General features: G+C 62.5%; 27 protein-coding genes. 6 read left to right on the top strand and 21 right to left on the bottom strand.

What is annotated here, in order from left to right:
* Positions 1 to 48 precede the first annotated feature (48 nt).
* Both AB0P14_RS05510 and AB0P14_RS05505 read left to right on the top strand, forming a co-directional pair.
* Positions 49 to 1,446: an amino acid permease gene (locus AB0P14_RS05510; protein ID WP_363838789.1), complete on the top strand. Its 1,398-nt coding sequence runs from the start codon at positions 49 to 51 to the stop codon at positions 1,444 to 1,446.
* A 99-nt stretch (positions 1,447 to 1,545) separates the two neighbouring features.
* The gene (locus AB0P14_RS05505; RefSeq protein WP_363838786.1) at positions 1,546 to 2,364 is read left to right on the top strand and encodes an alpha/beta fold hydrolase; all 819 of its coding nucleotides are present in this window, start codon (positions 1,546 to 1,548) and stop codon (positions 2,362 to 2,364) included.
* A 33-nt stretch (positions 2,365 to 2,397) separates the two neighbouring features.
* On the opposite strand, the gene AB0P14_RS05500 is transcribed toward AB0P14_RS05505, so the two are convergent.
* The 7 genes from AB0P14_RS05500 to AB0P14_RS05470 all read right to left on the bottom strand — a co-directional run bounded on the left by AB0P14_RS05500 (position 2,398) and on the right by AB0P14_RS05470 (position 10,522).
* Entirely contained in the window at positions 2,398 to 3,708 is a 1,311-nt protein-coding gene (locus AB0P14_RS05500; RefSeq protein WP_363838783.1) for an MFS transporter, read from the bottom strand.
* A gap of 75 nt (positions 3,709 to 3,783) precedes the next feature.
* Positions 3,784 to 6,945: an SMC family ATPase gene (locus AB0P14_RS05495; protein WP_363838779.1), complete on the bottom strand. Its 3,162-nt coding sequence runs from the start codon at positions 6,943 to 6,945 to the stop codon at positions 3,784 to 3,786.
* A complete protein-coding gene (locus AB0P14_RS05490) occupies positions 6,942 to 8,108 on the bottom strand; it encodes an exonuclease SbcCD subunit D C-terminal domain-containing protein (RefSeq protein ID WP_363838777.1) in 1,167 nt (388 codons plus the stop codon). The genes AB0P14_RS05495 and AB0P14_RS05490 overlap by 4 nt, the downstream gene beginning before the upstream one ends.
* Positions 8,109 to 8,223: 115 nt before the next feature.
* Positions 8,224 to 8,586 carry an SdpI family protein gene (locus AB0P14_RS05485; RefSeq protein ID WP_363838775.1) on the bottom strand — a complete coding sequence of 121 codons (363 nt, stop codon included), beginning with the start codon at positions 8,584 to 8,586 and terminating at the stop codon, positions 8,224 to 8,226.
* Positions 8,587 to 8,714: 128 nt separating this feature from the next.
* A complete protein-coding gene (locus AB0P14_RS05480; protein ID WP_363838772.1) occupies positions 8,715 to 9,641 on the bottom strand; it encodes an aquaporin in 927 nt (308 codons plus the stop codon).
* A 130-nt stretch (positions 9,642 to 9,771) separates the two neighbouring features.
* Positions 9,772 to 10,164, bottom strand: coding sequence for a DUF202 domain-containing protein (locus AB0P14_RS05475; protein ID WP_363838769.1), 393 nt, complete (start codon positions 10,162 to 10,164; stop codon positions 9,772 to 9,774).
* A gap of 1 nt (position 10,165) precedes the next feature.
* Entirely contained in the window at positions 10,166 to 10,522 is a 357-nt protein-coding gene (locus tag AB0P14_RS05470) for a DUF202 domain-containing protein (protein WP_363838766.1), read from the bottom strand.
* 203 nt (positions 10,523 to 10,725) lie between these two features.
* On the opposite strand from AB0P14_RS05470, the gene AB0P14_RS05465 reads away from it, so the two are divergent.
* Positions 10,726 to 11,835 carry an ADP-ribosylglycohydrolase family protein gene (locus AB0P14_RS05465; protein WP_363838763.1) on the top strand — a complete coding sequence of 370 codons (1,110 nt, stop codon included), beginning with the start codon at positions 10,726 to 10,728 and terminating at the stop codon, positions 11,833 to 11,835.
* A gap of 14 nt (positions 11,836 to 11,849) precedes the next feature.
* On the opposite strand, the gene AB0P14_RS05460 is transcribed toward AB0P14_RS05465, so the two are convergent.
* The 6 genes from AB0P14_RS05460 to AB0P14_RS05435 form a co-directional block, all read right to left on the bottom strand.
* Positions 11,850 to 12,422 carry a DUF4395 domain-containing protein gene (locus AB0P14_RS05460; RefSeq protein ID WP_363838759.1) on the bottom strand — a complete coding sequence of 191 codons (573 nt, stop codon included), beginning with the start codon at positions 12,420 to 12,422 and terminating at the stop codon, positions 11,850 to 11,852.
* A gap of 96 nt (positions 12,423 to 12,518) precedes the next feature.
* On the bottom strand, positions 12,519 to 12,926 hold the full coding sequence (locus AB0P14_RS05455) for an MmcQ/YjbR family DNA-binding protein (RefSeq protein WP_363838756.1): 408 nt from the start codon (positions 12,924 to 12,926) through the stop codon (positions 12,519 to 12,521).
* A gap of 34 nt (positions 12,927 to 12,960) precedes the next feature.
* On the bottom strand, positions 12,961 to 13,959 hold the full coding sequence (locus AB0P14_RS05450; RefSeq protein ID WP_363838753.1) for an exonuclease domain-containing protein: 999 nt from the start codon (positions 13,957 to 13,959) through the stop codon (positions 12,961 to 12,963).
* A 162-nt stretch (positions 13,960 to 14,121) separates the two neighbouring features.
* Complete coding sequence (locus AB0P14_RS05445) at positions 14,122 to 14,847, bottom strand: hypothetical protein (protein ID WP_363838751.1); 726 nt, start codon at positions 14,845 to 14,847, stop codon at positions 14,122 to 14,124.
* Positions 14,848 to 14,855: 8 nt separating this feature from the next.
* On the bottom strand, positions 14,856 to 15,809 hold the full coding sequence (locus AB0P14_RS05440; protein WP_363838748.1) for an ABC transporter ATP-binding protein: 954 nt from the start codon (positions 15,807 to 15,809) through the stop codon (positions 14,856 to 14,858).
* Entirely contained in the window at positions 15,806 to 16,180 is a 375-nt protein-coding gene (locus AB0P14_RS05435; RefSeq protein ID WP_363838745.1) for a GntR family transcriptional regulator, read from the bottom strand. Before AB0P14_RS05435 ends, AB0P14_RS05440 begins: the two co-directional genes overlap by 4 nt.
* A 194-nt stretch (positions 16,181 to 16,374) precedes the next feature.
* On the opposite strand from AB0P14_RS05435, the gene AB0P14_RS05430 reads away from it, so the two are divergent.
* Positions 16,375 to 17,079: a VTT domain-containing protein gene (locus AB0P14_RS05430; RefSeq protein WP_363838742.1), complete on the top strand. Its 705-nt coding sequence runs from the start codon at positions 16,375 to 16,377 to the stop codon at positions 17,077 to 17,079.
* Between the two features lie 215 nt (positions 17,080 to 17,294).
* On the opposite strand, the gene rdgB is transcribed toward AB0P14_RS05430, so the two are convergent.
* From rdgB to clpS, 7 genes are all read right to left on the bottom strand, one after another.
* On the bottom strand, positions 17,295 to 17,915 hold the full coding sequence (gene rdgB, locus AB0P14_RS05425; protein WP_363838739.1) for an RdgB/HAM1 family non-canonical purine NTP pyrophosphatase: 621 nt from the start codon (positions 17,913 to 17,915) through the stop codon (positions 17,295 to 17,297).
* A complete protein-coding gene (gene rph, locus AB0P14_RS05420) occupies positions 17,915 to 18,655 on the bottom strand; it encodes a ribonuclease PH (RefSeq protein ID WP_363838737.1) in 741 nt (246 codons plus the stop codon). The genes rdgB and rph overlap by 1 nt, the downstream gene beginning before the upstream one ends.
* Before the next feature lie 65 nt (positions 18,656 to 18,720).
* Positions 18,721 to 19,290, bottom strand: coding sequence for a hypothetical protein (locus AB0P14_RS05415; RefSeq protein ID WP_363838734.1), 570 nt, complete (start codon positions 19,288 to 19,290; stop codon positions 18,721 to 18,723).
* 54 nt (positions 19,291 to 19,344) lie between these two features.
* A complete protein-coding gene (locus AB0P14_RS05410; protein ID WP_363838732.1) occupies positions 19,345 to 20,142 on the bottom strand; it encodes an MBL fold metallo-hydrolase in 798 nt (265 codons plus the stop codon).
* Positions 20,139 to 21,173 carry a glutamate racemase gene (gene murI, locus AB0P14_RS05405; protein ID WP_363838729.1) on the bottom strand — a complete coding sequence of 345 codons (1,035 nt, stop codon included), beginning with the start codon at positions 21,171 to 21,173 and terminating at the stop codon, positions 20,139 to 20,141. Before murI ends, AB0P14_RS05410 begins: the two co-directional genes overlap by 4 nt.
* A gap of 84 nt (positions 21,174 to 21,257) precedes the next feature.
* Positions 21,258 to 21,824, bottom strand: coding sequence for a DUF2017 domain-containing protein (locus tag AB0P14_RS05400; RefSeq protein ID WP_363838726.1), 567 nt, complete (start codon positions 21,822 to 21,824; stop codon positions 21,258 to 21,260).
* Entirely contained in the window at positions 21,817 to 22,122 is a 306-nt protein-coding gene (gene clpS, locus AB0P14_RS05395; RefSeq protein WP_363838724.1) for an ATP-dependent Clp protease adapter ClpS, read from the bottom strand. Before clpS ends, AB0P14_RS05400 begins: the two co-directional genes overlap by 8 nt.
* Positions 22,123 to 22,159: 37 nt before the next feature.
* On the opposite strand from clpS, the gene AB0P14_RS05390 reads away from it, so the two are divergent.
* Both AB0P14_RS05390 and AB0P14_RS05385 read left to right on the top strand, forming a co-directional pair.
* Positions 22,160 to 23,503 (top strand): nicotinate phosphoribosyltransferase, encoded by a 1,344-nt coding sequence (locus AB0P14_RS05390; RefSeq protein WP_363838721.1) that lies wholly within the window; start codon positions 22,160 to 22,162, stop codon positions 23,501 to 23,503.
* A gap of 10 nt (positions 23,504 to 23,513) precedes the next feature.
* Positions 23,514 to 24,131, top strand: a complete 618-nt coding sequence (locus tag AB0P14_RS05385) for an isochorismatase family protein (RefSeq protein WP_363838718.1) — start codon at positions 23,514 to 23,516, stop codon at positions 24,129 to 24,131.
* Positions 24,132 to 24,245: 114 nt separating this feature from the next.
* Here the strand turns inward: AB0P14_RS05385 and AB0P14_RS05380 are convergent, their stop codons facing one another.
* The gene (locus AB0P14_RS05380) at positions 24,246 to 26,015 is read right to left on the bottom strand and encodes a DEAD/DEAH box helicase (RefSeq protein ID WP_363838716.1); all 1,770 of its coding nucleotides are present in this window, start codon (positions 26,013 to 26,015) and stop codon (positions 24,246 to 24,248) included.
* Positions 26,016 to 26,034: the final 19 nt, after the last annotated feature.

The raw sequence follows: 26,034 nt of genomic DNA, 5'->3' as shown, positions 1-26,034 counted from the left end.
ACGCACGGCACACAGCCGCCGGTTCCACTAACGAAGGCCAACCCTTTCATGACCCAACAATCCGCCCCCACCGAGGCCACAGTGGCCAAGTCCGGCCTGGGCACCTCGCTCAAGCAGCGCCAGCTCACCATGATGGGCTTGGGCTCGGCCATTGGTGCTGGACTGTTCCTGGGCTCGGGCGAAGGGATCATGCTGGCCGGCCCGGCCGTGCTGGTTTCCTACCTGGTTGCCGGCACGCTGATCATCCTTGTCATGTGGGCGCTGGGCGAAATGGCCGCCGCCAATCCGAACTCGGGCGCCTTCTCCGTATACGCCGAAAAGGCCATGGGCAAAGTTGCCGGGGCCACCGTTGGCTGGCTCTGGTGGCTGCAATTGGTGGTAGTGATTGCGGCAGAGGCCTTAGGTGCTGCACAACTGCTCGTCACCGTGTGGCCGGTGATTCCTGCATGGGCCCTGACACTGATCTTTATGGTGGTCTTCACCGCAATCAACCTGAGCAGTGTAAAAAATTACGGAGAATTTGAATTCTGGTTCTCCCTGCTAAAGGTCGCAGCCATCGTGCTATTCCTGGCGTTTGGCGCGGCCCTGCTGCTCGGCTTCATTCCCGGCGCAAGCTCTCCTGGACTGGGCAATCTGGTCAACAACGGCGGCTTCGCCCCCACCGGCATGGCAGGCATCGCCTCAGCCCTGTTCATTGTGGCCTTCGCCTTTGGCGGCACCGAAATCGTCGCCGTTGCCGCCGCCGAAACCACCAATCCCTCCCGCAGCGTTGCTGTCGCCGTCCGCACAGTGGTTTGGCGAATCCTCGTGTTCTACGTAGGCTCCATTTTCATCATCGCCGCCGTGCTCCCTTGGACATCCGAGGCGCTGCTCTCACCCTTCGCCGGCGTCCTGAACACCGCGGGCCTGGAATGGGCCGGAACCGTCATCACTTTGGTGGCCGTGGCCGCGCTGCTCTCGGCCCTGAACGCCAACCTCTATGGCGCCTCACGCATGATCTACTCGCTGTCCGAACGCCGTGAGGCCCCCCGGATTTTCAAGGGCATCAGCAAGCGGCAGGTGCCGGTTCCCGCCGTCGTCATTTCCGTGGCCTTTGGCTTCCTGACGGTGCTTTGGGAATTCTTCTACCCCGACACCGTCCTGCGCATCCTGCTCAACCTGGTGGGCTCCACGTGCCTCGTGGTCTGGGGTTCAGCACTGCTGTCACAGTTCATCCTGCGCCGCCGAGCCGACAAGGACGGCACGCCCCTTCCGCTGCGCATGCGCGGATTCCCCGTCCTGACCCTGGCCGGGCTGGTGTTGCTGCTGGCCATCTTCGTAGTGGGCTTCAGCGATGCTGTCAGCCGTAACCAGCTGCTCAGCACCTTCGGTTTGGTGGCCGTGATTGCCCTCCTGAGCTGGCTCGCTCCCCTCTACCGGAAGCAGCGGGACGCAGCGCGCCAGTAACACTGCCGCTGCAGGCCAGTTTGGCACGGCAGTGCACCTTTGTTTTCGCTATGGTTGACGTACGACGGCGGCACAGCCCGCCGCGGGAAAGGTTCCCCCATGTCTTCCCTAGGTAAGCACACTGCTACGGTGTCCCCGCACAGCATTGAAGGCTCCCAAGCCGGGCTCAACGTGGTGGTTTTCGACGCCGAAAACCTTGTTCCATTGCCCCCCGTCTTCTTGATTCACGGCTTTGCCTCCTCCGTGGCACTGAATTGGGTCAAGACCGGCTGGATCAAGGCACTGACTGGGGCTGGGCGAAAAGTCATCAGCGTTGATTTACCCGGCCACGGCCAAAGTTCAGCACCCTACGATCTTGACTCCTACACACCCGGGAAGATCCGTGCCGACCTCCTGCAGATTCTCATTGATACGGGCATCCGCCCGCTCAAGGAGGGCGACCCCAGCAGTGGTGTGGACCTGATCGGCTATTCACTCGGGGCCCGTCTGGCCTGGGAATTTGGCGCAACCCAGCCCGAGCTGGTGCGAAAAATGGTGCTGGGCGGACCCAACCCGGAAGATCCGCTGGCAGATTTTGATCTGAATGCCGCCCAAGACTTCCTCAACGATGGAACCCCCATTGCTGACCCCTCCACGGCATGGCTGCTAAACATGGCCCAGGTCATCCCCTCCAACGACATCTTCGCCCTGCTGGCACTGATTCAGGCCGTGAAAATGGAGCCCTTCGACCCAACGGATGCTGTTCCTCGGATGCCGCTGCTGCTCGTTGCTGGCAGCTTGGATGAGCGAGCCCGCACCATGAATCAGCTCGCAGAGCTCAGCGGCAACGCACAGCAAATGGTCATCGAAGGCCGCACCCACAACAACACGGTGACCTCACGTGAGTTCAAGGATGCAGCACTCAGCTTCCTGGCGTAGCCACCGCCAGCAATGTGGCAGCCCGCAGGCCGGTTACGACTTGCGGGGGCGCAGCACCACTACTGAGACCATGCCCAGCACAAACAGGGCTGTCGCGGCGGCAATGGGGACCACGAACGCTGCCGAGTAGCCGATGCTCTGTGCGAGCGAGCCGGACACTGCCGAGCCGAGCGCGGTTCCTGCCACAATGCCGCTGGACAGCGCGGTCATGACGGTGCCCATCCACTGCTGGGGGGCCACCACGCTGCCCACGCTGAAAATCGAAACCATCACGGGGCCCACCGGCAGGCCCATCAACAGCAACACCCACGCCATCTGTCCCAATGATGTCGGAACCAAGAACATGACCGTCGCTGCGGCCATCAGCCCCGCAATCGCCACCCAGCGCCACGGGTAGCTGAATTTCTTGGGCCAGTAGGCCACGGACAATGCAGTGAATGCGGAGCTCAACCCCATGATTGCGTACATCAGCCCGGCCTGGTCCACTGAACCGTGAACACCGGTGAAGGCAGTCAGCGCCGTTTGGGAAGACCCAAAGAAGGTGCCCATGGCCAGCATGCCGGCCACGGGGACGGCAACTAGGAACCAATTGGGCTTCTCCTTGGCAACATAGCCGGCGTTGCCCACCATGCTGCTGGCCGCGACCCTGGGGCCCACCACCTCAACGGTGCGGTGCACCGCAAATAGGCTCACCAGGACGGCCGTCATGACGGCGGCAATGGCCAGCGGCAGCCACGGTGCCACGAGCGAGGCCAGCAGCCCCACCAGCGCCGGGCCCAGGACAAACGTCACCTCGTCGGCTGTGCCTTCGAGGGAGAGTGCCGTGTCCACGGCCGGGCCCTGCTCCTTGGCGGGCAGGCGCTTGCTCAATGCCATCCACCGCACCCGAGACAAAGGCCCCACCTGCGGGGAGGTGGTCCCCACCAAAAGGGCGGCGACCATCACGGCCAAGGTACCGCCGTCGCCCATTCCGGCACCATTGGTGGACAGGACCGTGTAGCTGAGCAACACCACGGCCGCAAGCAGTAGCGCATTGACCACGGCCAGCACCAGCAGCACCCGCTTCTGGCCCAGACGGTCTGCGAGGAAGCCGATGACCGGCGCCCCGATTGCGGCTCCCACGCCCACAGCGCCCGCGGCGAAGCCGCCGACGGCGTAGGACGTGCTGACGGCGGTGACCATGGTGAGTACACCGATTGTCTGCATCGCCAGCGGCACCCGGGCAAAGAGGCCCAAGGGGATGTAGCTGGCACCGGCGAGCCGGGGCAGCACCGAATAGCGCCCACCCTTGACGGCGGGGGCTGTGGGGGTATTTGTGGAGGGTGTGATGACTACTGCTTTCACATGTGTCGCGGGCCGTTGCCTGTGCCGGTCCCAATCACCGGTTTCGTCAAGCAACGACCCGGCAAGTCTACCTGCTCACGGCGCGGCGGCCCCCGCCATTCTCAGCTCCACGGTTGACCCGTTGCGGCCCTTGTGCACGTGCAGGTGCAGGGGTATGCGCTGTTTCATCTCAGCAACGTGGCTGACCAGGCCAACCATCCGGCCGCCGTCGCGCAATCCCTCCAGCGCATCCATGACCTGTTCCAGCGACTGCTCATCGAGACTGCCGAAGCCTTCGTCGACAAACAGGGTTTCAATGTTCAGTCCGCCGGATTCATGCTGCACCACATCCGAGAGTCCCAAGGCCAGCGACAGTGAGGCCATAAACGATTCCCCGCCCGAGAGCGTGGCCGTGTCGCGGCTGATTCCGGTCCATTCATCGACCACTTCAAGGCCCAGCCCTGCCTTCTGGTTCCCCTTCTTCGCATCGCTGTGGCGCAGGGTGTACCGGGCGTCGCTCATGGTGGCCAGGCGCAGCGAGGCGGCCAACGCCACCTGCTCCAGCCGCGCGGCGAGGACGTAGCTGCTCAGTGTCATCTTGTACCGGTTGTCTCCACCGCCGCGCACGGCATCGGCGAGTCCCGTCAGCAACTGGGCCCGCTCCCGCAACGGCGCAACCTCGTCCTCCAACGTGATGAACTGCACCTCGGTGCCCTGCAGCTGCGTGGCGGCGCGGCGTGCCATGCCCCAGTCCAGCGATGCGGCTTCAGCCTCGGCCTGTGCCGCAGCTGCGTCGTGAACCAGCTGTTCAACCATGGCACCATCGGGGGCGGTGATGCCCTCCGCCGCTTCCGCCGCGGCCTGCACCACCTCGGGGGCTTCCAACCGGTCCGCATTGACGGCAGTTGCCTTGGCATGGTCCTTGAGCTGCCGGTCCACGGCTGCAGCATCGGCCGGGGATAGCAACGCCGCGCGCACCTCCTCCGCATTGGCGAAGGCCGATTCCGCCAGCGCCTGCTCCATAGCGTCTGCGGCTTCCTTGGCCGCCTCCGCTGCGGTCGCCTTCCGCCGCAGGGCAAGAAGCAGCGCGGCGCCTGGCTCCTGCGCCTGAAGGAGTGCCTCGCGCCGCTGTTTCAGTGAGCCGTAGCCGTTGCGGGCCTGGGTCAGGTGTTCGGTGAGTACGGCAATTTCCTGTGCCAGGGCGGTCCTGCCCGCCGTCAGTGATGCGGCTTGTTCCGCTGCTGCGGCACCATCCGTCCGGGCCTGTTCCATGCGCGTGTTCAGCGTTGCTGCTTCCGTGTCCAGCGCAGCCAGCTCGGCCACGGACTCCGTGGCAATCTTGAGTTCTTGTTTTTTGAGCTCGACGGCGTCCCGCGCCTTCTCGAGATCCCCGGCACCTCCGCGTTCGGCCAGCACGGCGAGGGTGTTCCGCGCCTCCGAGAGGCTGGTGCGGGCCTCGTTCACTGCCGCATCAGCTGAGTCGGAAGCCTTCTTGGCGGACTTTTCCGCCTTCACCAAGTCCGCACCGGTGCCGGCCAGTGGCGACGGATCAGGGTGGATGGTGCTGCCGCAGACCATGCAGGGCTGCCCATCTTCCAGCGTTTCCGCCAGTTGTCCGGCCGCCTGGCTGAGGCGTTGATCCATGGCTGCCAACCATTTTTCCTTGGCCGTCACTGCGTACTCGCGGGCGCTGGTCTCGGCCAGGCACAGCCGCTCCACCACGCCGCTGTGCAAAAGGTATTCCTCAATGGTTGCGACAAGCGCGGCGGCGTCTTTGGCTGACTGGGCGCTTTGGTCAACATTGTGTCCGCCGTCCCGCAACTCGTCTTGGTGTGCCAGCACCTCACCCAGCCTGACTTTGGCCGCTTCCACGGCGGTTGTCTGTTGCTCCTGCTGCTCGCGGGCCAGCGCCAGGGCCTTCTCATTCCGGGCCAGCTGCGCGGTCTTTTCCCGGTGGCGTTCCTCGTCAGGAACTGCCGCTTCAACCGTGGTCAGCTGCTTGGTCAGTTCGCGGTCGAGAGTTTCAAGGTCCGCTGTGGTGGCCGTTGCTGCGTCTTGTCCGAGCAGTTCCGAGGCCACTGGATTCGCATCGACGCCAACTGCAGCAGCGTCGGCTGTGGAACGGGCATGGGTGTTCTCGGCGGCAGTCTTGGCTGCCGCACCCACCACGCCGGACAGCACTTGGGCCTGGTGGTGCCGGTCCTGCCGTTCCCGCCACCGGGACTCCTCCTGTGCGAGTCCCAGCAACCTTGCTCGTTCGGCGACAGCTGCGGCCAGCGCCTGGTGCCGGCGGCTCCGTTCCTTTGCTGAACTGACGGTTTCCCCCAGCGCCACTGCGCGCAACCGGGTCGCTTCGGCATGGGATTCCGTGCGTCCCACCGCTTGTGCGAGTCGCTGCTTCAGGGCAGCAAAGAGCTCGCGCCCCTGAAGTTCGCTGAGGGACAGCTCTGCGTCGCCGGGCTCCCCCGCCTGCTCTGCTTGGTCCGATGGGTCCGTCTGCTCCGCCTCTCCCGTCTGGTCAGCTGGGTCCGCCTGGTCAGGTGTCACAGCTTCACCGGCCAGATGTTCGGCTTCGCGGGCCAACACGGGCGAACTGTTGCTGCGGGCCACCTGTTCTGTGGTTTCCAGTGCGCCCAGTCCCGCGTTGACAGCGGCGTTGGCTTCCTTGGCGTCCACAGCCAGACGGGCTTCCACACCCTGATAAATATCGGTCCCAAACAGCTTTTGCAGCAGCGCCTGCCGTTCGGTTGCAGTGGCGCGCAGGAACGCGGCAAAGTCGCCCTGTGCCAGCAGGACCACCTTGGTGAACTGGGCCATGGACATACCCAGCAACTGGTGGATCTCGCTGGCTGCCTCGTCATTGCGGGTCGACTTCACTTCCCAGCCGTCAGCGGTTTTCTCCCGCAGTTGGGTACTGGCCTGCTCGCGCGTTGTCCCTGTCCCGCGCTTGACCGGCCGCATCCACTCGGGGCTGCGCACCACTTCAAGGCGCCGGCCGCCCGCAGTGAATTCGCACAGCACCTCCGGGGCCACACCTTCTGCTGCGTGGTGACTGCGCAGCGCGCTGGTGCTGCCGGAGCGTGAACCGGGCACTTGCCCGTACAGGGCATAGGCAATGGCATCGAGAATACTGGTTTTCCCGGCACCGGTGGAGCCGTTGAGCAGGAAAAGGCCCTGCGCACCCAGCTGGTCAAAGTCAATGATCTCCCGGCCCGCAAACGGACCAAAGGCCTGGATTTCCAAACGGTGGATTCTCATTGCGCTGCCTCCCCTTCCCGCACGGAAGCCAAGGCTGCGCGCAGGAGTTTCTGTTCGTCGTCGTTCGCGGCGCGGTGGCGCACATGGTCAAGGAATCCGCAGCACAGCTCCAGTTCATCCGTGGCCTGGGCAATACGAGATCCGTAGCTCTGCTTGTCAGCCTCACGGGCAACCTCGGGCGCAAACATGAGCACCAGGGTGTGCGGGAATCGGGTGCGCAGCCGCTCCATGGCCAGTTCCGGGCGGTCATTGTCCGTGAGGGTGATTTGGCAGAAGTGGTCCTCGGCGTGGGCCCATTTTTCTTCGACCAGCAAGTCCTCAAGCTTTCCTGCCAAGATACTCAAAGCCCGTTCCGGGGCCCAGTCGACCTTGGTGACAGCGCCCAGGCCCGCTTCAGTGATCTCCAGCAGCCAGGCCCCCTTATTGTGGGCCGCCTCGGAAAAGGAATACGGTAGCGGTGAGCCCGAATAACGCACCGTGTTGCTGAGCCGCTGCGGGCCGTGCAGGTGCCCCAGCGCCGTGTAACTAAAGGGGTCAAACAGGTCTAGCGGGACCGCACCCACTCCCCCGACGGACAGCTCCCGCTCACTGGCCGAGGTGATGCCGCCACTGGCGAAAGTATGGGCAAGGACCACCGAGGGGGTGCCGGCGGCCCGGGTGGCGAGGTCGGCCTCAATAAGTTTCAGGGCGGCTTCGGTGACGCTGAAATGCGTGCCGTTTTCCACACCCAGTTCCTCTGCAACTAGCCTGGGTTCCAGGTAGGGGATGCCGTAAATGGCCACCACCGGCCCACCGCTACTTCCGTTCAGTGGCAACAGGATGGGCGTGGCCAGATCAGCAATGCGGGTGCGCAGGTGGACGCCGGCGCTCTCGAGCAGCCGGCCGCCGAAACCGAGCCTGGTGGCGGAGTCGTGGTTGCCGCTGGTGACAATCACCTGCACACCTGCTGAATTGAGCCGGGCCAGGATGTCATCAAAGAGGTTCACGACGTCGACACTGGGCAGTGCGCGGTCGTAAACATCACCGGCGACCAAGACGACGTCGACCTTTTCCGCCGTGACAGTGTCAAGGAGCTGGTCGGCAAAGCGCCGTTGTGCCGCCAGGGTTCCAACGCCGTGGAACGACCTGCCCAAATGCCAGTCTGAGGTGTGCAGAAGCTTCATGCTTCCAAGGTATCGGAGGGCACCGACATTCAAAGACCAGGCGTCGCCGTGGGCGGCGTGCAACAGTGCGGCCTCCGGCCATTCCGGCTGGTTCCGATGGGGGTCGCAGCCCGGATCAGCGGCGGGTTTTCTCCACTGTCAGGGCTTCGACGGCGGCGACGTTGGCCAGTTTGGCCCCGTAGACCACTGCCACGAACAGCAGGGCGCAGGCCAGCAACACCATGATCATCTGGGTGCCGGGCGCGTCTAGGAACAACAGCCCGGCCAACGAAATGGCGGCCGCGGCAATTCCGCTGACCCACATGGGCTGGACAGCCGCGGCATGCCCCGCCTGCCAGGTTTCCTCGCTGACCATGGTCTTGGCGGTGCGGATTCCCACCAGCGGATTCTTCCTGATTTTTCCGGCGGCACACGCATGGTTGAGCGCGGGAACGCCCAGTGAGCAGGCGGCAAGAAAGAGCAGAGAGAAGATCAGCATGCTTCAACCTTAGCCGTACACAAAACGCTCCCCCAACCAAAGGTTGAGAGAGCGTCTAGTAGAAACCATCCATTGCTGCGAGAGCGTTTAGAGAAAACCAGCCATTGCTGCGAGAGCGTTGGGTCAAGCTATTTCTTGGGGGCGTCGAAGAAGGCTTGGGCGTCGTCGACGGGCTTCGTCAACGTTACAGCCGGTGCCGGGGCGGCAACTGCTGCCTCAACATCACTGGCGGAAGCGTCCGTCACCGCAGCCGCGGAAGAAACAACGGCGGCGGAGTTGGCGGAGGGGGCACCGGCGTCGTCCATCAGGGGCGCGGCGGCCACCTGAGCGGGGGCGAAGGACCGGTAGATGGCGGCGGCCAGGGCGGCACCAAACAGCGGGGCGGCCCAGAACAGCCAGAGCTGGCCGGCAACCCAGGAGTCGGCCAGGAACACCACGGACGTGGCGCGGGCCGGGTTCAGCGAGCCATTGCTCACGGGCATGGTGATGGCGACCGCGACGGCAAAGGCCAAGCCAATCGCAACCGGGCCCAGGGTGGTCTTGTTGCGGGCGGAGCTGGCACCCAGGAGGAGCCCGGTCAGCACGGCTACGGCAACGATCTCCACGATGAGGACGCCAACCATGGGCACCTGCGAGGGAGAGTGAGAGTCAAAGCCGTTGGCCAGGGCACCGAAGAGTTCAGGCGTGGCAGGGGTGGCACCGGCGGGCATGACGTTCATCAAGGCGAGCCACACGGCCGAGGCCAGGACAGCGGCGACGGTCTGCGCCACAATGTACAGTCCGGCTGCGGTGAATTTCAGCCGGCCGGCCACAGCCATGCCAAGGGTGAACGCCGGGTTGAAGTAGCCGTTGGTGACGTGCCCAAAGGAAATGATGGCAGCCACCATGGCCAAGCCGTACGCGAACCCCACCGTGGAGCCGGAACCGCCTGAGCTGAAAAGTGCCGTGCCGAGGCCGGCAAACACGATGAAAAAGCTGCCCAGCCCCTCAATGGCCACTCGGGTGCTGAGCGGGTAGGCGTGTACCGGGGCCGTGGCCGTTCCGGATGAAGTCATGGTGTGTAAATCCTTCGACTGGGAAACAAAACTGGCAAACAAAATGGGGCTGCTGCGCTGTGCTGCGGGGGTCCGGGACGCTGGGAAGCGGGGCCCTGGGACGCTGGGGCCGGCTGTCAGGCCAGCGGGCTTACATCCCAAGCGCCAGCGCACACACGGTGGCGGCAGCCAGAGCAACTATAGCGGCCAAAGCTGTGCGTAAGATAAGAGCCGGAACCGCTATGTGAGACTCCGTCTCCAGGGCGCCGACCCCGGCGTGGAGCAGACGGATCCGCATTACGGCGCAGAACACCAAAATGATGGTGGTCACGCAGGCGATGGCTGCGCAGATCCCTAAACCCACTACCTGAGCGGCGTGGCCATCGGCCAACGCACCGGCCCCGCTGCCGGTCAGTGCTTGAAGCCAGCCCCGCCAAATGAGGATGTCGGCCACCACTGCGCTCATGATGGTCCGGCGCCACGACAATGCAGTGCGTTCGGGCTGCAAGCCGGGGTCCCGGACAGGGGCAACGGAGGGAGTCATGCTACGGCTTGACCAGAATCAGCACGGCGAAAATGATGGCGGCGAGCGAGACAACAACTGTCATGCCCAGCATCAGCCACGAGTGCGGCAATTCCTGGTCGTTGCGCATGGCCTGTTCCTGGTGGGCCCAACGGCGGTAGCTGACAATAGCCAGCACCGCACCAATCACCGCCAGCACCATGCACAAGATGATACGAATCATAGGCGGCGCAATTTCAGGGGCCAGCTGGTCGATCGCCACGGCACCTGCCAACAGTGCCAGCGCGGTGCGCACCCAGGCTAGAAACGTGCGTTCATTGGCCAATGAAAAGCGGTAGTCGGGTGTTTTTCCGGTCCGTCGCCAGGCGGGCTCGCGCATGGGTCTCCTTATTCTTGGGCGGGGCTGTGGTTCTGGGTGGCGCTGCGTGTGGTGTTCGCTGGGTGGCGACCCTTTGCAGAGCGGCCAAATGCTGGTGGGCGCTAGAACTCGCCGCACCCTAGAGTCTACTGGGCACCAACTCACCCAACGGCGCCCCATTCCCATGGCCCGCGGCTGCCCCGGAACAACGCTAAATTAGAGACATGACAACTCGCTTTCACTCCCCTGTCCCCGCCGACTTTGCCAGCCGTGTTCAGGGCACCCTCATGGGCGGCGCGCTGGGCGACGCGTTCGGCTACCTGGTCGAGTTTGATTCGCTCACCGAGATCCGGGCAAAGTTCGGCTCGGCCTTGCTGGTGGATTTGTCTCAGGCACCGGGAATTGCGCACTTCTCAGACGACACCCAGATGACCCTGTACACGCTCGACGGCCTCCTGGACGTACTGGAATGGGCCAACAACGGCATCAGCGCCGACATCAACGCCTGCCAGTGGCTCGCCTACCTGCGCTGGCTCAAAACCCAGGGCATTGAGGCCGCCGGTCATGCCCCCGCGCAGGCACCTCGTTGGATCGATTCCCAGAGTGTCCTCCACCATCAGCGCCACCCCGGCAACGCCTGCGTTACGGGTCTGGCCACCGGCGAGATGGGCACCGTTTTCCGCCCGGTCAACCCCGATTCCAAGGGCTGTGGGACCGTCATGCGCTCGGCCCCCTATGGCCTCTTACCCAATGTTGATGCGGAAACCATCTACAAGATCAGCTCCGACGCCGCATCCCTGACTCACGGCCACCCCTCCGCCCGCCAGTCCTCCGGAGCCTTCAGCTGGCTCATCCACCAGCTCGTCGTTGTTGGGCTCCCGTTGCGTGCGGCCGCCGAATCCACCCAGGCCCGCGCCATCTCGGAGCCTTCCGCAGATCCGGAGCTGCTGGCCCGGCTCGAGTCATCCTTGAGCCTTTCCGGCGCTATGTCCACGACTCGTTCCACGCACGACGGCGGACTCTTGTCCGGCGATTCGCTCACCGATGCACTGGGGCTGGGTTGGGTAGCCGAAGAAGCTTTGGCTGTTGCGCTCTACTCCGTCTTGGCCACTGAGGCGACGGCAGGCTCCCCGGTGGATCATTTCTTGGCCGCCATCCGCCTCGCCACCAACCACAGTGGGGACAGCGACTCCACTGCCTCTATTGCCGGGAACATCCTCGGTGCGTACTACGGAGAAGCTGCGCTGCCGGCGTCGTGGTTGACGCTGTGCGAGGCCCCTGCGTTGATCCGCCGCCTCGGAGCGGACTTTATCAAGCTGACCACCGGGGAATAGAGCTGGCGCCGTCCTCAACGGCTCCGGAAGCTGACGTTGGCGCACTCGTCGCAGATTCCGGCGGGGATGAGTCCGCGGCGCACCAAGGCGCCGAAAAGGATGCAGCCCAGGCACAGACCAATGAATGATTCCAGCGAGGCCGCCACCAACAGCAGGGCCATCAGAGCCCATCCGGCCAGCGGCACGTCGGCCAGCAGCAGAATAAAGGCAGCGACGGACATAAACACCCCGATGCCCTGAGCAAATCGCTTGGGTGGGCCCGGCACCAATTTGGGCTGACCCAAGCGAGGCGCCAAGACCTTCACTGATAGCAGTGCGGCCGGGGAGATTCGCGGGCCAAAGGCCAGGCGCAGGATGAACCCTGCGGCAATGACTGCCACCAACCATTCCCACTGAGTCAGGATTGCCACCAGCGCCATGACCACTACAAGGCCCGCCGTGCAGCGCGCAGCGTATTCGTTGACGGGGTTGGGAAAAGCAAAGATGCGCTTGAGCAGACCGGCCTGGGCCGGCGGAACGGATTCCTGGCCCGTGAATTCGAGTTGGATGAATTCAGTGGCTGCGGGAACGTCTGCGAGTTGACTCATAGCTCAGAGTAGAACTGCACACCGCGCGTTTCCTACGTTTGTTGCGCCGCATGACGAACGGGCGCATCGGCAGGCACAGACAGGCACAGCCATCAGTCAAAGGTGCCGGTCCGCCGGGGAACCGTCCCGGTCCAGCAGTGCCAAACACCGGGCAGGGGCAATCCGCCGGTAGGAGCTATCGAGCAGTTCGGCAATTTCTTGCCAGTCAAGGCGCCCGATGCGCAGGTCCAGTCCCACCCAGCCGTACGGCCCAATATAGGAGGGGATGTAGAACCGCTTATCCGCCAAGAGCGCCTCGCGTTCATCAGCCTCGGGCAGAATTTGGACTGAGGCTTCCCGTGGCTGGCCCTTCTGTCCTTGGCCAAAGTAGGCAAAGATCTTCCCGCAGCGGAACGTGGGCCGGCCAAAGGTTTCCTTTTCCACGGCTTCCGGGAAAGCCAGACAGAGAGAGCGCAGGCGTATCAGGAGCGGGTCGGCATCGTCATACATGCGCAGGTGGGCCATGGCAGAAAGCCTAGTCCTGCGCAGCCCGGCGAAACTAGCCCACCATCTGCATGAACTCGCCCTCGGAGAGCACCTCGATGCCCTGCCCGCGGCGTTGTAAATCCAGCACCCGCTTGGCCTTGGACGTCAGCCGGCCGCTGCGTAGATCGGCGGAGGTAAAACCACTGCCCACCACCAGAACTGTCGTCTTCAAGGTCACGTTGCTGGCGCATTGAGCTCCATGGACGGCGGCTTTTAGCTTGGCCTCGGGCCGGCCCAGGCTCAGGTCACCGGTGAACACCACGGTTTGGCCAAACAGCGGATGGGCCACATCTGCGTGGACATTCGGCTCCGGGTTAGGGCCTTCGGTGGACCAGCTGGAGCGGCCGCCGCGGGCTGTGCCGTTGGCCATCCCGTCCTTCATCTCTGCGATGCGCTCCAAAGCTGAACGAGTGGCCTTGGAGACCTCGTCGGTGGCTGGGTTGTAAGCACCGGCGTGCGGCATGGACAACCTCATTGACTCAAACACACCGCGGACCGAGTCAACGCTGTGTTTGCCAGCAATGTCCACCATGATCCCGGCACAGGCACGGGCATCCTCCGTGGCGTCGTGGTGGTTGCGCAGCGGAACACCGGCAGCCTCGGCCACAAACGGCAGCGAGTACGAGGGCAGTGAATAGTTCTTCCGCGAGAGCACCACGGTGCAGGCGTAATCGAACGCAGGTGCTCTCATGCCGGAGACCTCGGCGGCCGATCGGATCACGCCAAGATCGAAGGCCGCATTGTGTGCCACGAGCGCGTCGCCACCAATGAACGCGTTGACCTCGCCAAAGACATCGGCAAAGCGCGGGGCCGCGGCGACGTCGTCGGGGGTGATGCCGTGAATGGTGATGTTGCGCGAATCAAAGTGGTCATGCCCCTCCGGTGGGCGCATGAGCCAATACCCCTCCTCAACAATCACCCCACCGCGGACCCTTGTAAGACCAACGGAGCAGGGCGATCCCCTAAATCCGTTGGCAGTTTCAAAATCAATCGCAGTAAAGTCCAAAGCCACCCTTCAAGGCTACCCCGGGCGCCCACAGCCACCGCACTCCGAGCCGTTTCTCACATGGTTTTCCGCCCGAGCTCCCCCAAGGAAAAGCTGAGGCACGACGCCGGACGGTTGGGTCCGACGTCGTGCCTCACCCTATCGATGGGGTTGGGGTGCGGGAGATCGCTAGGGTGTAGCCCGGCGCAAGGTCAGGTACGCGGCCACGCCCAGCACAATCACCAGGACAAAGGCCAAGGCGCCGATTGTGAGCGGGGTCAGCGCAACAATCCAGGCGCCAACCGCCGGCCACCAGCCCTGCAGGGTAATAAGGGCAACGGCACCCACCAGCAGCACGGCCGCCGAGAGCGTCATGACAAGCACTCCGGTGGCCTGCCAGCGCTTGTAGACCGTGGCCGCCCAGAAGCCCAGCAGGAACAAGAACATCATGAGCACAAAGTAGAAGAACCATTGAACGAACCAGGACCTTTCGGCGACCCATTCAATGGCGAACATCTGGCCCTGCAAACCCCATCCCTTGGTGGCCTTCTCGATGATCCCAAGGACCACGTAGAGGGCGGAGATGGCGGCCGCGAGCACCGTGAACAGTCCCACCGTGCCGAGGAAGAAGCTGCGCCGGCTCACACTTAGCCCCTGGGAGAACGGGAAACTCAACGTCAGCGACTGGATGCCCAGACCAAAGAAATACCACATGACCGCCTGGCCGGCGCCGGAGTACTTCACATCCACGGTATTCGGAATCAGCGCCCAAATGACGGTACTAAGCAGGAATGCGCTGGCTATGATGACAGCCGGTATGCCCAGAAATGTCCATTTGCTGATGAGTTGCATCCTGGCAACCGCCAGGGCACGGTGTCCGGCATTGCGGTTCACCGTGGTGTTTGTGGCGTTCATGGTGGCACTCATCGTCTTGCTCCCGTCCGGGTTGGGGTGCCGGCGGACTTGACCGGTTGTGCTCCTGTGGCCGCGCGCTCAAGGGGAGCTCCGGCGTCGAGCGTCTTTCTAATGACATATTGCTGCAGCGAGACCGGGCCCACTTCCAGCCCTAGCTCCTGCGCCTCGCGGCGTTCGGCGGTACTTAGCGTTCCCTCGATGGTCAGCGAAAGCAGTGCGCCGACGTTTTCGCGGTGCAGGATGGTCCGCCCGGCGGCAAAGGACTCCACACGCGCACTGGCCCCTGCCACATTGACCGCCGAACCTCGGATGTTCTCCGCGTCGTCGTCGATCAGGATGCGGCCCTTGTCGATGATGATGACGTGCTCGAGCAGGTTCGCTACCTCGTCGATCAGGTGCGAGGACAGCACAATGGTGCGCGGGAACTGCGCATAATCGGCGAGTAACCGGTCGTAGAATAGCTGGCGGGCCACCGCGTCAAGCCCCAGATACGGCTCGTCAAAGAACGTCAGCTCGGCACGGGAAGCCAAACCGATGATGACCCCCACCGCCGAAAGCTGACCGCGGGAGAGCTTCTTGATCCGCCGTTTCATGGGCAGCTGGAATTCCTCCGCAAGACTCAACGCCATGGCGTGGTCCCAGTTCTTGTAGAACAGGGCAGCCGCCTTGAACGCGTGCACCGGTTTGAAGTCATCCGGGTACTTTTGAGACTCTCGGATGAAGCAGATGCGGCTGAGCACCTTTTCATTTTCGTAAGGGTGTTCACCGAAGACCTGAACCTCGCCCGAGCTGGCAAAGCCCTGTGCGGTCAGGATGGACATGAGCGTGGTTTTGCCAGCACCATTGCGGCCCAGCAATCCGTAGATCTTGTCCCGTTCCAAGGTGAGGTTGACGCCGTCGAGCGCCGTGACGTCCCGGTACCTCCGGGAGAGGTTCTGCACTTGAACGATGGGACTGCTCATAGCGCGCCTTCTTTCTCGGTAACTATTGCGTTTTCCACGTCCGCGGTCGATTCACGGGCCATCATGGTCAGCAGCTGCTCGGAGTCGATGCCCAGTTTTCGAGCTTCCCGGGCCAGCGGGCGGACGAATTGTTCATAAAAATCCTCCCGGCGTCGCCCCACCAGGACGGCCCGGGAACCAGTGGCAACAAACATGCCAATTCCCCGTTTCTTATAAAGGATTCCGTCATCTACCAGCCGGTTCACGCCCTTGGCTGCCGTGGCCGGATTGATCCTATGGAAGGCGGCAAATTCATTCGTGGAGGGAACCTGCGCCTCTTCTAGCAAGATGCCGTCCACAATGTCGTTTTCGATCATCTGGGCGATCTGCATAAAGATCGGCCTACTGTCATCGATCACCTGCAACCACCTCCCCTGTTGCCGGCAGTCGTGCTAGCCTCGTCGGTTCATTACTCATGTAACTAACCATATAACCTTAGTAGTCCATGTCAACCCTCAATATCCTCCTGTGGGTGGAGAGAACTCACAGAGAAGTGCCGTAATCTTGGAGTGTGATACTAACTGCTTTGAATGACTCTGCCCTGCCCGCTCTCGTGGGCCACGGGGCCGTTCCTTCTTTGGGACTGCTGCCCGACTGGCTCGATCCCATGAACCTCTTGAACCACCCAGCCATGGGCTTTTGGGTAGTCATCATTGCCTGCGGCATCATCTTCGCCGAGACCGGCTTGCTGGTGGGTTTCTTCCTGCCGGGCGATTCCTTGCTCTTCACCGCTGGCCTGTTGGTGAGCACCGGCGCCATGCCCGTGAACATTTGGGTACTGATAGCCATGCTGGTGGTCTCGGGGTTTGTTGGTAATCAACTCGGTTACTACATCGGGTACAAGGCTGGCCCGGCCATCTTCAACAAGCCTGACTCACGGCTCTTTAAGAAGCAGCACGTGGACAGCGCTCACGCATTCTTTGAAAGGCACGGAGGCAAGGCTCTGATCTTGGCCCGCTTCGTGCCCATTGTGCGCACCTTTGTCCCGGTCATTGTCGGGGTCGCCAAGATGGACATGCGCAAGTTCCTTCTCTTCAACGCCATCGGAGCTATTGCCTGGGCAGGAGGGGTAACCTACCTCGGCTACGTTCTGGGTAACAACTTCCCCTGGGTTCAGAACAACCTCGACATCATCTTCTTGGCAATCGTGGCTGTCTCCGTCATCCCCATTGGCATCGAGTTCCTGAAGGCCATAAGCAAGCGACGCAAGAAGAACGCAGCGCAAGCCTAAGCACCGCTAGCAGCTTCGGCGGCATCGGAACTGCCGCGAATCCGCTGTCCGCCACGTCTTCTCACCTCGCTTCACCCCTCATCACCTCGAAAGGGGAGTAGTCAGCAACGTTCTTCATGAACATTGCTCACTACTCCCCCTTTCGGCTTCCGCGGGCGTTCGATTTCCAAGAAGTTCGATTTCCCAAGGAACAGTGCAAGAACTGCTTCGGTCGCTTAGGAAAGTGCCTTCACGATGTGTGGCAGCAGCGCCCGGAAAGCGTTACCGCGATGGCTGATGGCGTTCTTCTCCGAGCTGCTCAGCTCGGCACAGGAAACCTCCATACCCATCGGCTGCAGGATCGGGTCATAGCCGAAGCCGCCTTCGCCCCGAGGCTCAGCAAACAAGGTTCCCTCAAGGGTCCCCTCCTCCACTATGTCCAAGGACCCATCCGGGCTAGCCAGAGCTGCTGCGCACACAAAACGCGCGCCACGGTGCTCGGGTGCAATGTCAGCCAGCTGCGCCAGCAACAGATTCAGATTGGCTTGATCGTCCCCGTGTGCGCCAGCCCAGCGCGCCGAGAAGATGCCAGGTGCTCCTCCCAGCACGTCCACGGCCAAGCCTGAATCGTCGGCAATAGCCAAAGCGCCGCTGAACTGGGCCACAGCGTGAGCCTTCAGCCGGGCATTCGCCGCGAAGGTGACACCTGTTTCGGCAACATCCGGGGCATCGATAGCTCCGGCGTCGAGCACGTCAGTATCCACATCCAGACCAGGAATCTGGCCACGGAGCAGCTCGCGCAGCTCCCTTAGCTTGCCCTGGTTGTGGGTGGCGAGGACCAGTTTGGGCGCGCTCATTAGCTGCCGAGGGTCTCGCGCTGGATCTGCGCCAGCTGCGTGGTGCCGATCAGGGCCAGGTCCAGCAGCTGGTTGAGCTCGTCGCGATCGAATGGTGCGCCTTCAGCCGTACCTTGGACTTCAACGAACTTGCCGGATCCGGTGACAACGACGTTCATGTCGGTCTCGGCGCGCACGTCTTCAACGTAGGGCAGATCCAGCATGGGGACGCCGTCGATGATGCCGACGGAGATGGCCGAGACGGTGTCGATCAGCGGCTGGGCGTTCTTGGCGATCAGCTTGTTTTCCTTGGCGAACGCAATGGCGTCGGCCAGTGCCACGTAGGCGCCGGTGATGGCCGCGGTGCGGGTGCCACCGTCGGCCTGAAGCACGTCACAGTCCAGCACAATGGTGTTTTCGCCGAGGGCCTTGGTATCGATGATGGAGCGCAGTGAGCGACCGATCAGGCGAGAGATCTCATGGGTGCGGCCGCCGATCTTGCCCTTGACGGATTCACGAGAGTTGCGGGTATTCGTGGCGCGCGGGAGCATGGCGTATTCGGCCGTGACCCAGCCGGTGCCTTCGCCCTTGAGCCAGCGCGGGACGCCGGGGGTCAGAGAGGCGGTGCAGAGTACGCGGGTGTTGCCGAATTCGATCAGGGCCGAACCTTCGGCCTGTTTGGACCAGCCGCGGGTGATGGTGATGTCGCGAAGCTGGTCGTTGGTGCGCCCGTCGGCGCGGAGTGTTTCAGATGCAGTCATGGGGACAAGCCTACCGGGCGAGGGGCCACAGCCGAGCGCAGCGAGGTTGGGGAGGCCGGGAGGCGCTACCGGCCGAGGCGGGCGTTCTTTCTGCGAGCCAGCTTGTATTTCTTCTTCTCATTGAAGAAATCGGCTGCTGGGCCCATGAAGCACAGGACCATGGCAGCGACGCCGAGGATGATCTGCAGCAGCGTCGCCAGGTCTCCGGGAGTGCTGACGCCCATGTAGCGCGAGAATGAAATTAGCGCTAGTCCGGTTCCGGCAAGGCGCGCCCAACCCATTCCTTTCTTCAGGAACAGAGCAATCAGCACGTACAAGATGACTGCTGCCACGGCTACGACAATGGTGGTTCCCACGGTCGCTACAGACATCATCTCCAGCATGTCGGTGGTAACGTCCTTGACGCCTGTCGCCTCTAGCTTCGTGATCGTTTCCGCACGATAGGCATCGGAGCCGGCATGGCGAACCCCGAGGATGGCCGCGATGATTTGAGCAACGGCAGCACCTATCAGCATCAGGAAGATGGTGTTCATGACGGGCGGCGCAACGGGCGCGATGGGAGCCTGCGGGGCTCGCGCATCTTGACCGGCTCTGCCGTTGTTAGGCGGCCGGTTCCAACGTTGCTTCTCACTCATGGCTGCATTCTTGATCGAAGGTGAAGAGGATATTCATTGATGAACCGAACACCACTAGATCGAGTAGTGTACGCCCGCTACGGCCGCCGCCACATCTCCTGTGTACACTTCCCGAGCTTCGGCCACCACCGTATTGCTGTCGGTCCAGACCGGGATGTGGGTGAGGAGCAGGCGCTTCACGTTCGCCCGTGCTGCAGCTTCTCCGGCACGCTTTCCGGTGAGGTGGACGTCCTTGATGTGGTCGTCACGACCCTCTTCGAAAGCCGCCTCGCACAAGAAGAAGTCAGCGTTAAGGGCGGCATCTTCCAACCCCTGGCAGCTGTCGGTGTCCCCCGAATACGTCAGGACGGCGGTGCGGTCCATGCCGGTGCCGTCGTACTCGGTGACTTCCACGCGCAGCGCATAGGCCTCGGGAACGGGGTGGTTCACCGAGTAGGGCGTGACTTTGAAGGGGCCCACAGTGACGGCTTCGCGTTCCTGCCAGTTGATGAAGTCAAATTCTTCGCGCATGCCCGGATCTAGTTCCAGACCGTAGGCTGTGGCCAACCTATCGGCTGTCGCTGCCGGGCCCCACACTGGAATCCGTCCGCGGTGCCAGCCGTTCGGGCTCCACCGGACAGCCACGTGCAGGCCACACAGGTCCATGCAGTGGTCGGGGTGTAGATGGCTGAGGAAGATCGCGTCGATGTCCTCAAGATCCATGTACTTTTGAGCGGCCCCCAAGGCGCCGCTACCCAAATCAATGAGCACCCGCCACGGCCGAACGCCGTCGTGCGCTGTGAGCAGGTAACAAGACGCGGGCGACGCCGGACCGGGAAAGGACCCGCTGCATCCAACAATCGTCAACTTCATGTTCGCTCCCCCGTAACGTTTCCCGGAACAGCCAGTCTGCCCATGGAATCTTCCAAAACAAAATTTGAGTGCTGTGTGACCCCCGCACCGGACACATTTTGCCGGGCGGCGGCAATCATGTCGGGGGTGATTCGTGCCAGTGAAGCTGTGGGGTAATGCGCTGAAACATGGCTGACCTGTTCCACGCCGCGCACCTCCGGGCCGAGGAAGCGCCGGGCGAGGACACCAAAACTGTTCGCGTCCCCGGTGGAGAGAAATTGGTGGGTCGGCGCAGTCTCTGAAACACGTTCCAGATCGTGGTTCACCAGGGCCTTATAGACGTCCTTGGCCGTTTCTTCGGCGCTGGAAACCAGTGTCACCGAATCACCCATGACAAAGGAAATGACACCTGTCAGCAGCGGATAGTGGGTGCAACCCAGCACCAAGGTATCCACGCCGGCGTCCTTGAGAGGAGCCAAATACTCCTGCGCCGTGGTCAACAACTCTGGACCCGTAGTGATGCCAGATTCCACGAACCGAACAAAGTCGGGACACGCCACGGAGGTAATGGTGAGATCCGGTGCTGCAGCAAAAGTGTCGTTGTAAGCGCGCGAGCCCACCGTGGCGACGGTGCCAATGACTCCGACGTTCCCGGTCCTGGTGGCCGCAACAGCGCGGCGGACGGCAGGCTGAATGACCTCGATGACAGGAATGCCATAACGGGCGGTGTAGCGCTCCCGGGCATCGCGCAGCACGGCCGCGGAGGCCGAGTTGCACGCGATCACGAGGAGCTTGACGCCAGAATCGACCAGCTCATCCATGACCCCGAGCGCATTGGCCCGAACCTCGGCGATCGGTAGCGGACCATAAGGGCCCTTGGCCGTGTCCCCCACATACAGGATGGACTCGTTGGGCAGCTGATCAATGACCGCACGCGCCACAGTCAATCCGCCAACCCCGGAATCAAAAATTCCAATGGGCCGATCCGTCACGTCGCTGGCCCGGGGCCTCGCCACAGGTGTGTTCTGGGGATTGAGTGAATGTGTGCTCATAATCGATTCAACAATAGTTCGTTTGCCGGCTAGGGCGTATCAATTGCGCCCAACAACACAATTTTCTATTGCAGCCACAGGAGGCTACTTGCTCCGCGCCATCGCCGCCAGCATGGCTTGCACCAGGCTTTCCTGGAGCCACGAGACAAAGTTGTAGACCAGTGAAAGGTAACTTTCGACGTCGTCCGCGTCGCCCCAGTCTTGCACCTCGTGGATCCGGTCGGCATCCTCTTCGTCTCGGATTTCCAACCTTTCGGCCAGTACCAAGCGGACGTCGTTTAAGGCCATGGCCCAGAGCTTGGCTGCTTCCTCGTTCAGGACCAACTTCTCGCTTTCCAGGCCCAAGGAGGCCGCACGGAGGGCGCCAATCTTGGTTTCCCGCAGCGAGCGTTCGGTGAGCTGACGGAACTCAAGGGCGGAGTCGGCGTCGTCCTTGACAGCGTCTGGAAGCAGCCGAAGGAGGGCGGGATCCACCGGCACGGAAACGTCCATGTCCAAGCCAATCAGGGCAGCCAAGGGGTCCTCATGCGCCGGGGTTTCCGGTTCGAGCATGGTGATGATGTCGGTGAAAAGTTTGCGAAGGAGGTCGCGTTCGGCAGGTTCTAAGAAACCGGTGATGCCGCGGCGGCCGGCGGAGAAGGCCTTAGCCACGGGGGCCGCCCTTCTGAACTGTCGCCCAGAGCCCAAAACCGTGCATGGCAACGGCGTGAGCTTCCATCTTTTCCTTGGCACCATGGGCCACGGCGGACTTGCCCTCGGTGTGGACCTCAAGCATTAATTTCGCCGCCTTTGCCTCTGAATAGCCAAAATAACTTTGGAAGACGTAACTGACGTAGCTCATCAAATTAACCGGGTCGTTCCACACGATTAATTCCCAGGGGATGTCCGGGGAGATGAGTTCGCGCGTTGATACTTCCCGGTCTGTTTCCGGGGCTGTGCTGACACTCATATGTCCATTCTAGTGTTGCCCCACTAAAGTGAATTCCGTGACTACTCCATCAAGCTGGGGCCAGCCCCGCACATCACTGTTTACAGATCACTACGAGCTGACCATGCTTCAAGCTGCTCTGCACTCCGGTGCCGCGCATCGCCGTAGCGTGTTCGAGGCGTTCGCCCGGCGCCTGCCCGACGGCCGCCGCTATGGCGTGGTGGGCGGAACAGGGCGCATCCTGGAGGGCTTGGAGCAGTTCCGCTTCGGCCCCGACGAGCTGAATTTCCTAGCCCAAAACAACGTTGTCAATGACGAAACTCTGTCTTGGCTGGCCGATTTCAAGTTCTCCGGCAGCATCTACGGTTATGCAGAGGGCGAACTTTATTTCCCGAATTCACCCATTTTGAGCATTGAATCCACGTTTGCCGAAGCCTGCATCCTGGAAACGTATGTGCTTTCCATCTTGAATCACGATTCCGCCATTGCCTCAGCAGCGTCGCGGATGATTGGTGCCGCCGGAGCCCGTCCGTGCATTGAAATGGGTTCGCGGCGCACGCATGAAGAATCCGCTGTGGCTGCCTCGCGCGCCGCCGTGATTGCTGGCTTCCACAGCACCTCCAACCTTGAAGCCGGGTTGCGGTACGGCGTCCTCACCCAGGGCACCGCCGCGCACTCCTTCACCCTCCTGCACGACTCCGAGGAAGCGGCCTTCCGCGCCCAGATCGGTTCCATGGGCGCCGGCACCACGCTGCTGGTTGACACGTACGACGTCGGAACCGCCGTCCGCAAGGCCGTCGAGATTGCGGGCCCCGCCTTGGGCGGCGTGCGGTTGGACTCCGGCGATTTGCTCGCCCAGGCGCGGGACGTTCGCGCCTTGCTGGATTCGCTCGGCAACACGAACACGCGCATCACCGTCACCTCGGATTTGGATGAGTTTGCCATCGCAGCACTGGCCGCCGCACCTGTGGATTCATACGGCGTGGGTACCTCCCTGGTCACCGGATCTGGCGCCCCGACAGCGTCGATGGTCTACAAGCTGGTCTCCCGCGAGGGTGATGACGGCGAATTCGTCTCGGTTGCCAAGGCCGCCAAGGGCAAGGCCAGCGTGGGTGGACGCAAGTACGCCACCCGCCGCCTGAACAAGTCCGGCACCGCGACTGCTGAAGTGGTGGGCATTGGCCACCACCCAGAGGCGGACGCCAATGACCGCCCCCTGCTGGTCCGATTCATGAGCGACGGCGTGCTGGCGCCAGGTTGGACCGGGGCCGAAGGTGTGGAGCGAGCCACTGCGCGCCATGCCGCATCCATGGCAGAAATGCCCGGAGCAGCGCGACGGCTGCAGCGCGGGGAGCCTGTCATCCCCACCGAATACGAACAAGCAATTGCAGTAGCGAAGTAAAGGAAACTCCATGGCCAAGGCTCTCATCATTGTTGACGTGCAGAACGATTTCTGCGAAGGCGGTTCACTGGCCGTCACCGGCGGGGCCGATCTCGCCACCGAGATCAGCGAACTGCTCTCCGAGGCAACGGACTTCGATTTCATCGTGGCGACTCAGGACTGGCATATCGATCCGGGCACGCATTTCTCCGAGACCCCGGACTATGTCAAGAGCTGGCCGGTGCACTGTGTGGCAGGTTCAAAGGGCGCAGCTTTGCACCGTAATCTGGACACCGAGGACATTGACGCTTACTTCCGCAAGGGCAAGTACGACGCCGCCTACTCGGGCTTCGACGGACTTCTCGCACCCGAAGACGAGGTCGCCGTGGGCGAACGCGAGGCCCACGAATCGGTGGATGAGGACGGCGACGCCCCAATCAGTTTGGATGACTGGTTGCGCGAGAACGACGTCGACGATGTCGTCATCGTCGGCATCGCCACCGACCACTGCGTGCGCGCAACCGCCTTGGACGCCATCAATGCCGGTTACAACACCACCGTGCTGCGTGACTACGTCGCAGGCGTTGACGAAGACGCCAGCGAAGAAGCCCTCGAAGAACTCGAAGACGCGGGCGTAGAGGTTAAATAGGCTCATGCAACGACTGATCGGTAGTTAGCCACCAAAAAGGCGTTCTAACTACCGATCTCGGGGCTAACCCCAGCCCAAGTGAGAATCCAGGCCCCCAACTGAGAGGACAGGGGACTATTTGCGCCCGATGAACCAGTCTTGGAGTTTCTTCAACCGCGTCTGCAGCTGTTCTTCATTGGCCTGGGCCACGGCGGGACCGCCGCACATGCGGCGCAGTTCGCTGTGCACCATGCCGTGGGGCATGCCGGAACGGGCGCTCCACGCGGACACGTTCTTGGCCAGTTCTCCACGCAGGTCCATCAACATGCGGTGGTCAATCAGCGGCGGGGCTTCGGGCTCTGCTGCCGGGGCCTTCTTGCGCTTGCGCGTTTGCTGATCGGCCTGGCGCTGGCGCAGCAACAGTCCCATCTGATCGGCGTCGAGCAGCCCGGGAATACCCAGGAAATCCAGCTCGTCTTCACTGCCAATGGCACCGCCCGTGCCAAATTCACCGCCGTCGAACAACACGCGGTCAAAGGACGCCTGAGACTCCAGGGCTTCGAACTTGAATTTCTCCAGTGTGTCAGAGGCCTTTTCCTCGCGGTTGGCCTCCTCCATCTCATCGTCTTCCTCCATGAATCCGTCGGGATCCTTGTCGGGACGGTCAAGTGCATGGTCGCGCTCAAGCTCTAGCTGGTTAGCGAGCTCCATCAGGTTCGGTACCGACGGCAGGAAGATCGACGCCGTCTCTCCCCTTTTGCGGGCACGCACAAAACGGCCCACGGCCTGAGCAAAGAACAACGGTGTCGCCGTCGATGTCGCATACACGCCAACAGCCAGACGCGGCACGTCAACACCTTCAGAGACCATGCGCACCGCCACCATCCAGCGGTTATCGCCAGCCGAGTAGGCATCGATCTTGTCTGAGGCTTTGGCATCGTCAGAGAGGATTACCGTGGGAGACTCGCCCGTGATCTTCTTGATCTCGGCGGCGTAGGCACGCGCATCCTCGTGATCCGTGGCGATCACCATCGCGCCAGCATCTGGAACAGCCCGGCGTACTTCGGTGAGCCGCTTGTCGGCAGCGGCCAGAACGGCCGGGATCCACTGTCCCTCAGGGTTCAGCGCGGTCCGCCAGGCATGAGCGGTAACGTCCTTGGTCACGGCTTCGCCCAACGTGGCGGCCATTTCCTCGCCAGCACTGGTGCGCCACCGCATCTGACCCGAATACGCCATAAACATGACGGGCCGGACCACATGGTCCTTGAGCGCCTCGCCGTAACCGTAGGTGTAATCGGCTTTTGAGCGGCGGATGCCGTCTTTGTCCTCAGCGTATTCAACGAACGGAATAGCGGCCGTGTCGGATCGGAACGGGGTACCTGTCAGGGCAAGCCGGCGAGCCGCAGGATCGAAGGCCTCACGGATACCATCACCCCAAGACAACGCGTCACCACCGTGGTGAATTTCGTCCATGATGACAAGAGTTTTGGCGGCCTCGGTCTTGGCCCGGTGCAACAGCGGCTTACTGGCCACCTGTGCGTACGTCACGGCCACCCCAATGAAACCCTTGCCGTGGCGGCCGTCGGCATTCTTGAAGTTGGGGTCAATGGCGATCCCCACCTTCGCCGCGGCATCAGCCCACTGACGCTTAAGGTGGTCAGTGGGGGTGACAATGGTGACCCGGTTGATCATCCCGCGGGCAATCAGCTGGGTCGCGATATGCAGGGCAAAAGTCGTTTTACCTGCACCCGGTGTTGCCACTGCCAAGAAGTCCTTCGGGTTATCACTGAAGTACTTCTCCATGGCTTCGGACTGCCAGGCACGCAGCTTTTGGGCCGTGCCCCACGCCGCGCGCTCAGGATAAGCCGGAGGCAGCGACGGGCCACCAAACAATGTCTCCGTCACGAAATCTCCGCCATCCTTG

This window comes from Specibacter sp. NPDC078709, assembly GCF_040686795.1.
GTDB lineage: Bacteria > Actinomycetota > Actinomycetes > Actinomycetales > Micrococcaceae > Specibacter.
Note: the sequence above shows the minus strand (reverse complement) of the source record. Positions and strands in the feature narration are given on the sequence as shown.

Coding starts and splice junctions, on each gene's coding strand:
- AB0P14_RS05485 (WP_363838775.1), bottom strand. CDS start 8,586: ATGCTGATCTTCTCTCTGCTCTTTCTTGCCGCCTGCTCACTGGGCGTT.
- AB0P14_RS05415 (WP_363838734.1), bottom strand. CDS start 19,290: ATGAGTGAGAAGCAACGTTGGAACCGGCCGCCTAACAACGGCAGAGCC.
- AB0P14_RS05495 (WP_363838779.1), bottom strand. CDS start 6,945: ATGAGAATCCACCGTTTGGAAATCCAGGCCTTTGGTCCGTTTGCGGGC.
- AB0P14_RS05455 (WP_363838756.1), bottom strand. CDS start 12,926: ATGGCCCACCTGCGCATGTATGACGATGCCGACCCGCTCCTGATACGC.
- AB0P14_RS05465 (WP_363838763.1), top strand. CDS start 10,726: ATGACAACTCGCTTTCACTCCCCTGTCCCCGCCGACTTTGCCAGCCGT.
- AB0P14_RS05480 (WP_363838772.1), bottom strand. CDS start 9,641: ATGACTTCATCCGGAACGGCCACGGCCCCGGTACACGCCTACCCGCTC.
- AB0P14_RS05505 (WP_363838786.1), top strand. CDS start 1,546: ATGTCTTCCCTAGGTAAGCACACTGCTACGGTGTCCCCGCACAGCATT.
- AB0P14_RS05445 (WP_363838751.1), bottom strand. CDS start 14,847: ATGAACGCCACAAACACCACGGTGAACCGCAATGCCGGACACCGTGCC.
- AB0P14_RS05435 (WP_363838745.1), bottom strand. CDS start 16,180: ATGCAGATCGCCCAGATGATCGAAAACGACATTGTGGACGGCATCTTG.
- AB0P14_RS05470 (WP_363838766.1), bottom strand. CDS start 10,522: ATGCGCGAGCCCGCCTGGCGACGGACCGGAAAAACACCCGACTACCGC.
- AB0P14_RS05440 (WP_363838748.1), bottom strand. CDS start 15,809: ATGAGCAGTCCCATCGTTCAAGTGCAGAACCTCTCCCGGAGGTACCGG.
- AB0P14_RS05475 (WP_363838769.1), bottom strand. CDS start 10,164: ATGACTCCCTCCGTTGCCCCTGTCCGGGACCCCGGCTTGCAGCCCGAA.
- AB0P14_RS05510 (WP_363838789.1), top strand. CDS start 49: ATGACCCAACAATCCGCCCCCACCGAGGCCACAGTGGCCAAGTCCGGC.
- AB0P14_RS05460 (WP_363838759.1), bottom strand. CDS start 12,422: ATGAGTCAACTCGCAGACGTTCCCGCAGCCACTGAATTCATCCAACTC.
- rph (WP_363838737.1), bottom strand. CDS start 18,655: ATGACTGCATCTGAAACACTCCGCGCCGACGGGCGCACCAACGACCAG.
- AB0P14_RS05490 (WP_363838777.1), bottom strand. CDS start 8,108: ATGAAGCTTCTGCACACCTCAGACTGGCATTTGGGCAGGTCGTTCCAC.
- AB0P14_RS05385 (WP_363838718.1), top strand. CDS start 23,514: ATGGCCAAGGCTCTCATCATTGTTGACGTGCAGAACGATTTCTGCGAA.
- murI (WP_363838729.1), bottom strand. CDS start 21,173: ATGAGCACACATTCACTCAATCCCCAGAACACACCTGTGGCGAGGCCC.
- clpS (WP_363838724.1), bottom strand. CDS start 22,122: ATGAGTGTCAGCACAGCCCCGGAAACAGACCGGGAAGTATCAACGCGC.
- AB0P14_RS05410 (WP_363838732.1), bottom strand. CDS start 20,142: ATGAAGTTGACGATTGTTGGATGCAGCGGGTCCTTTCCCGGTCCGGCG.
- rdgB (WP_363838739.1), bottom strand. CDS start 17,915: ATGAGCGCGCCCAAACTGGTCCTCGCCACCCACAACCAGGGCAAGCTA.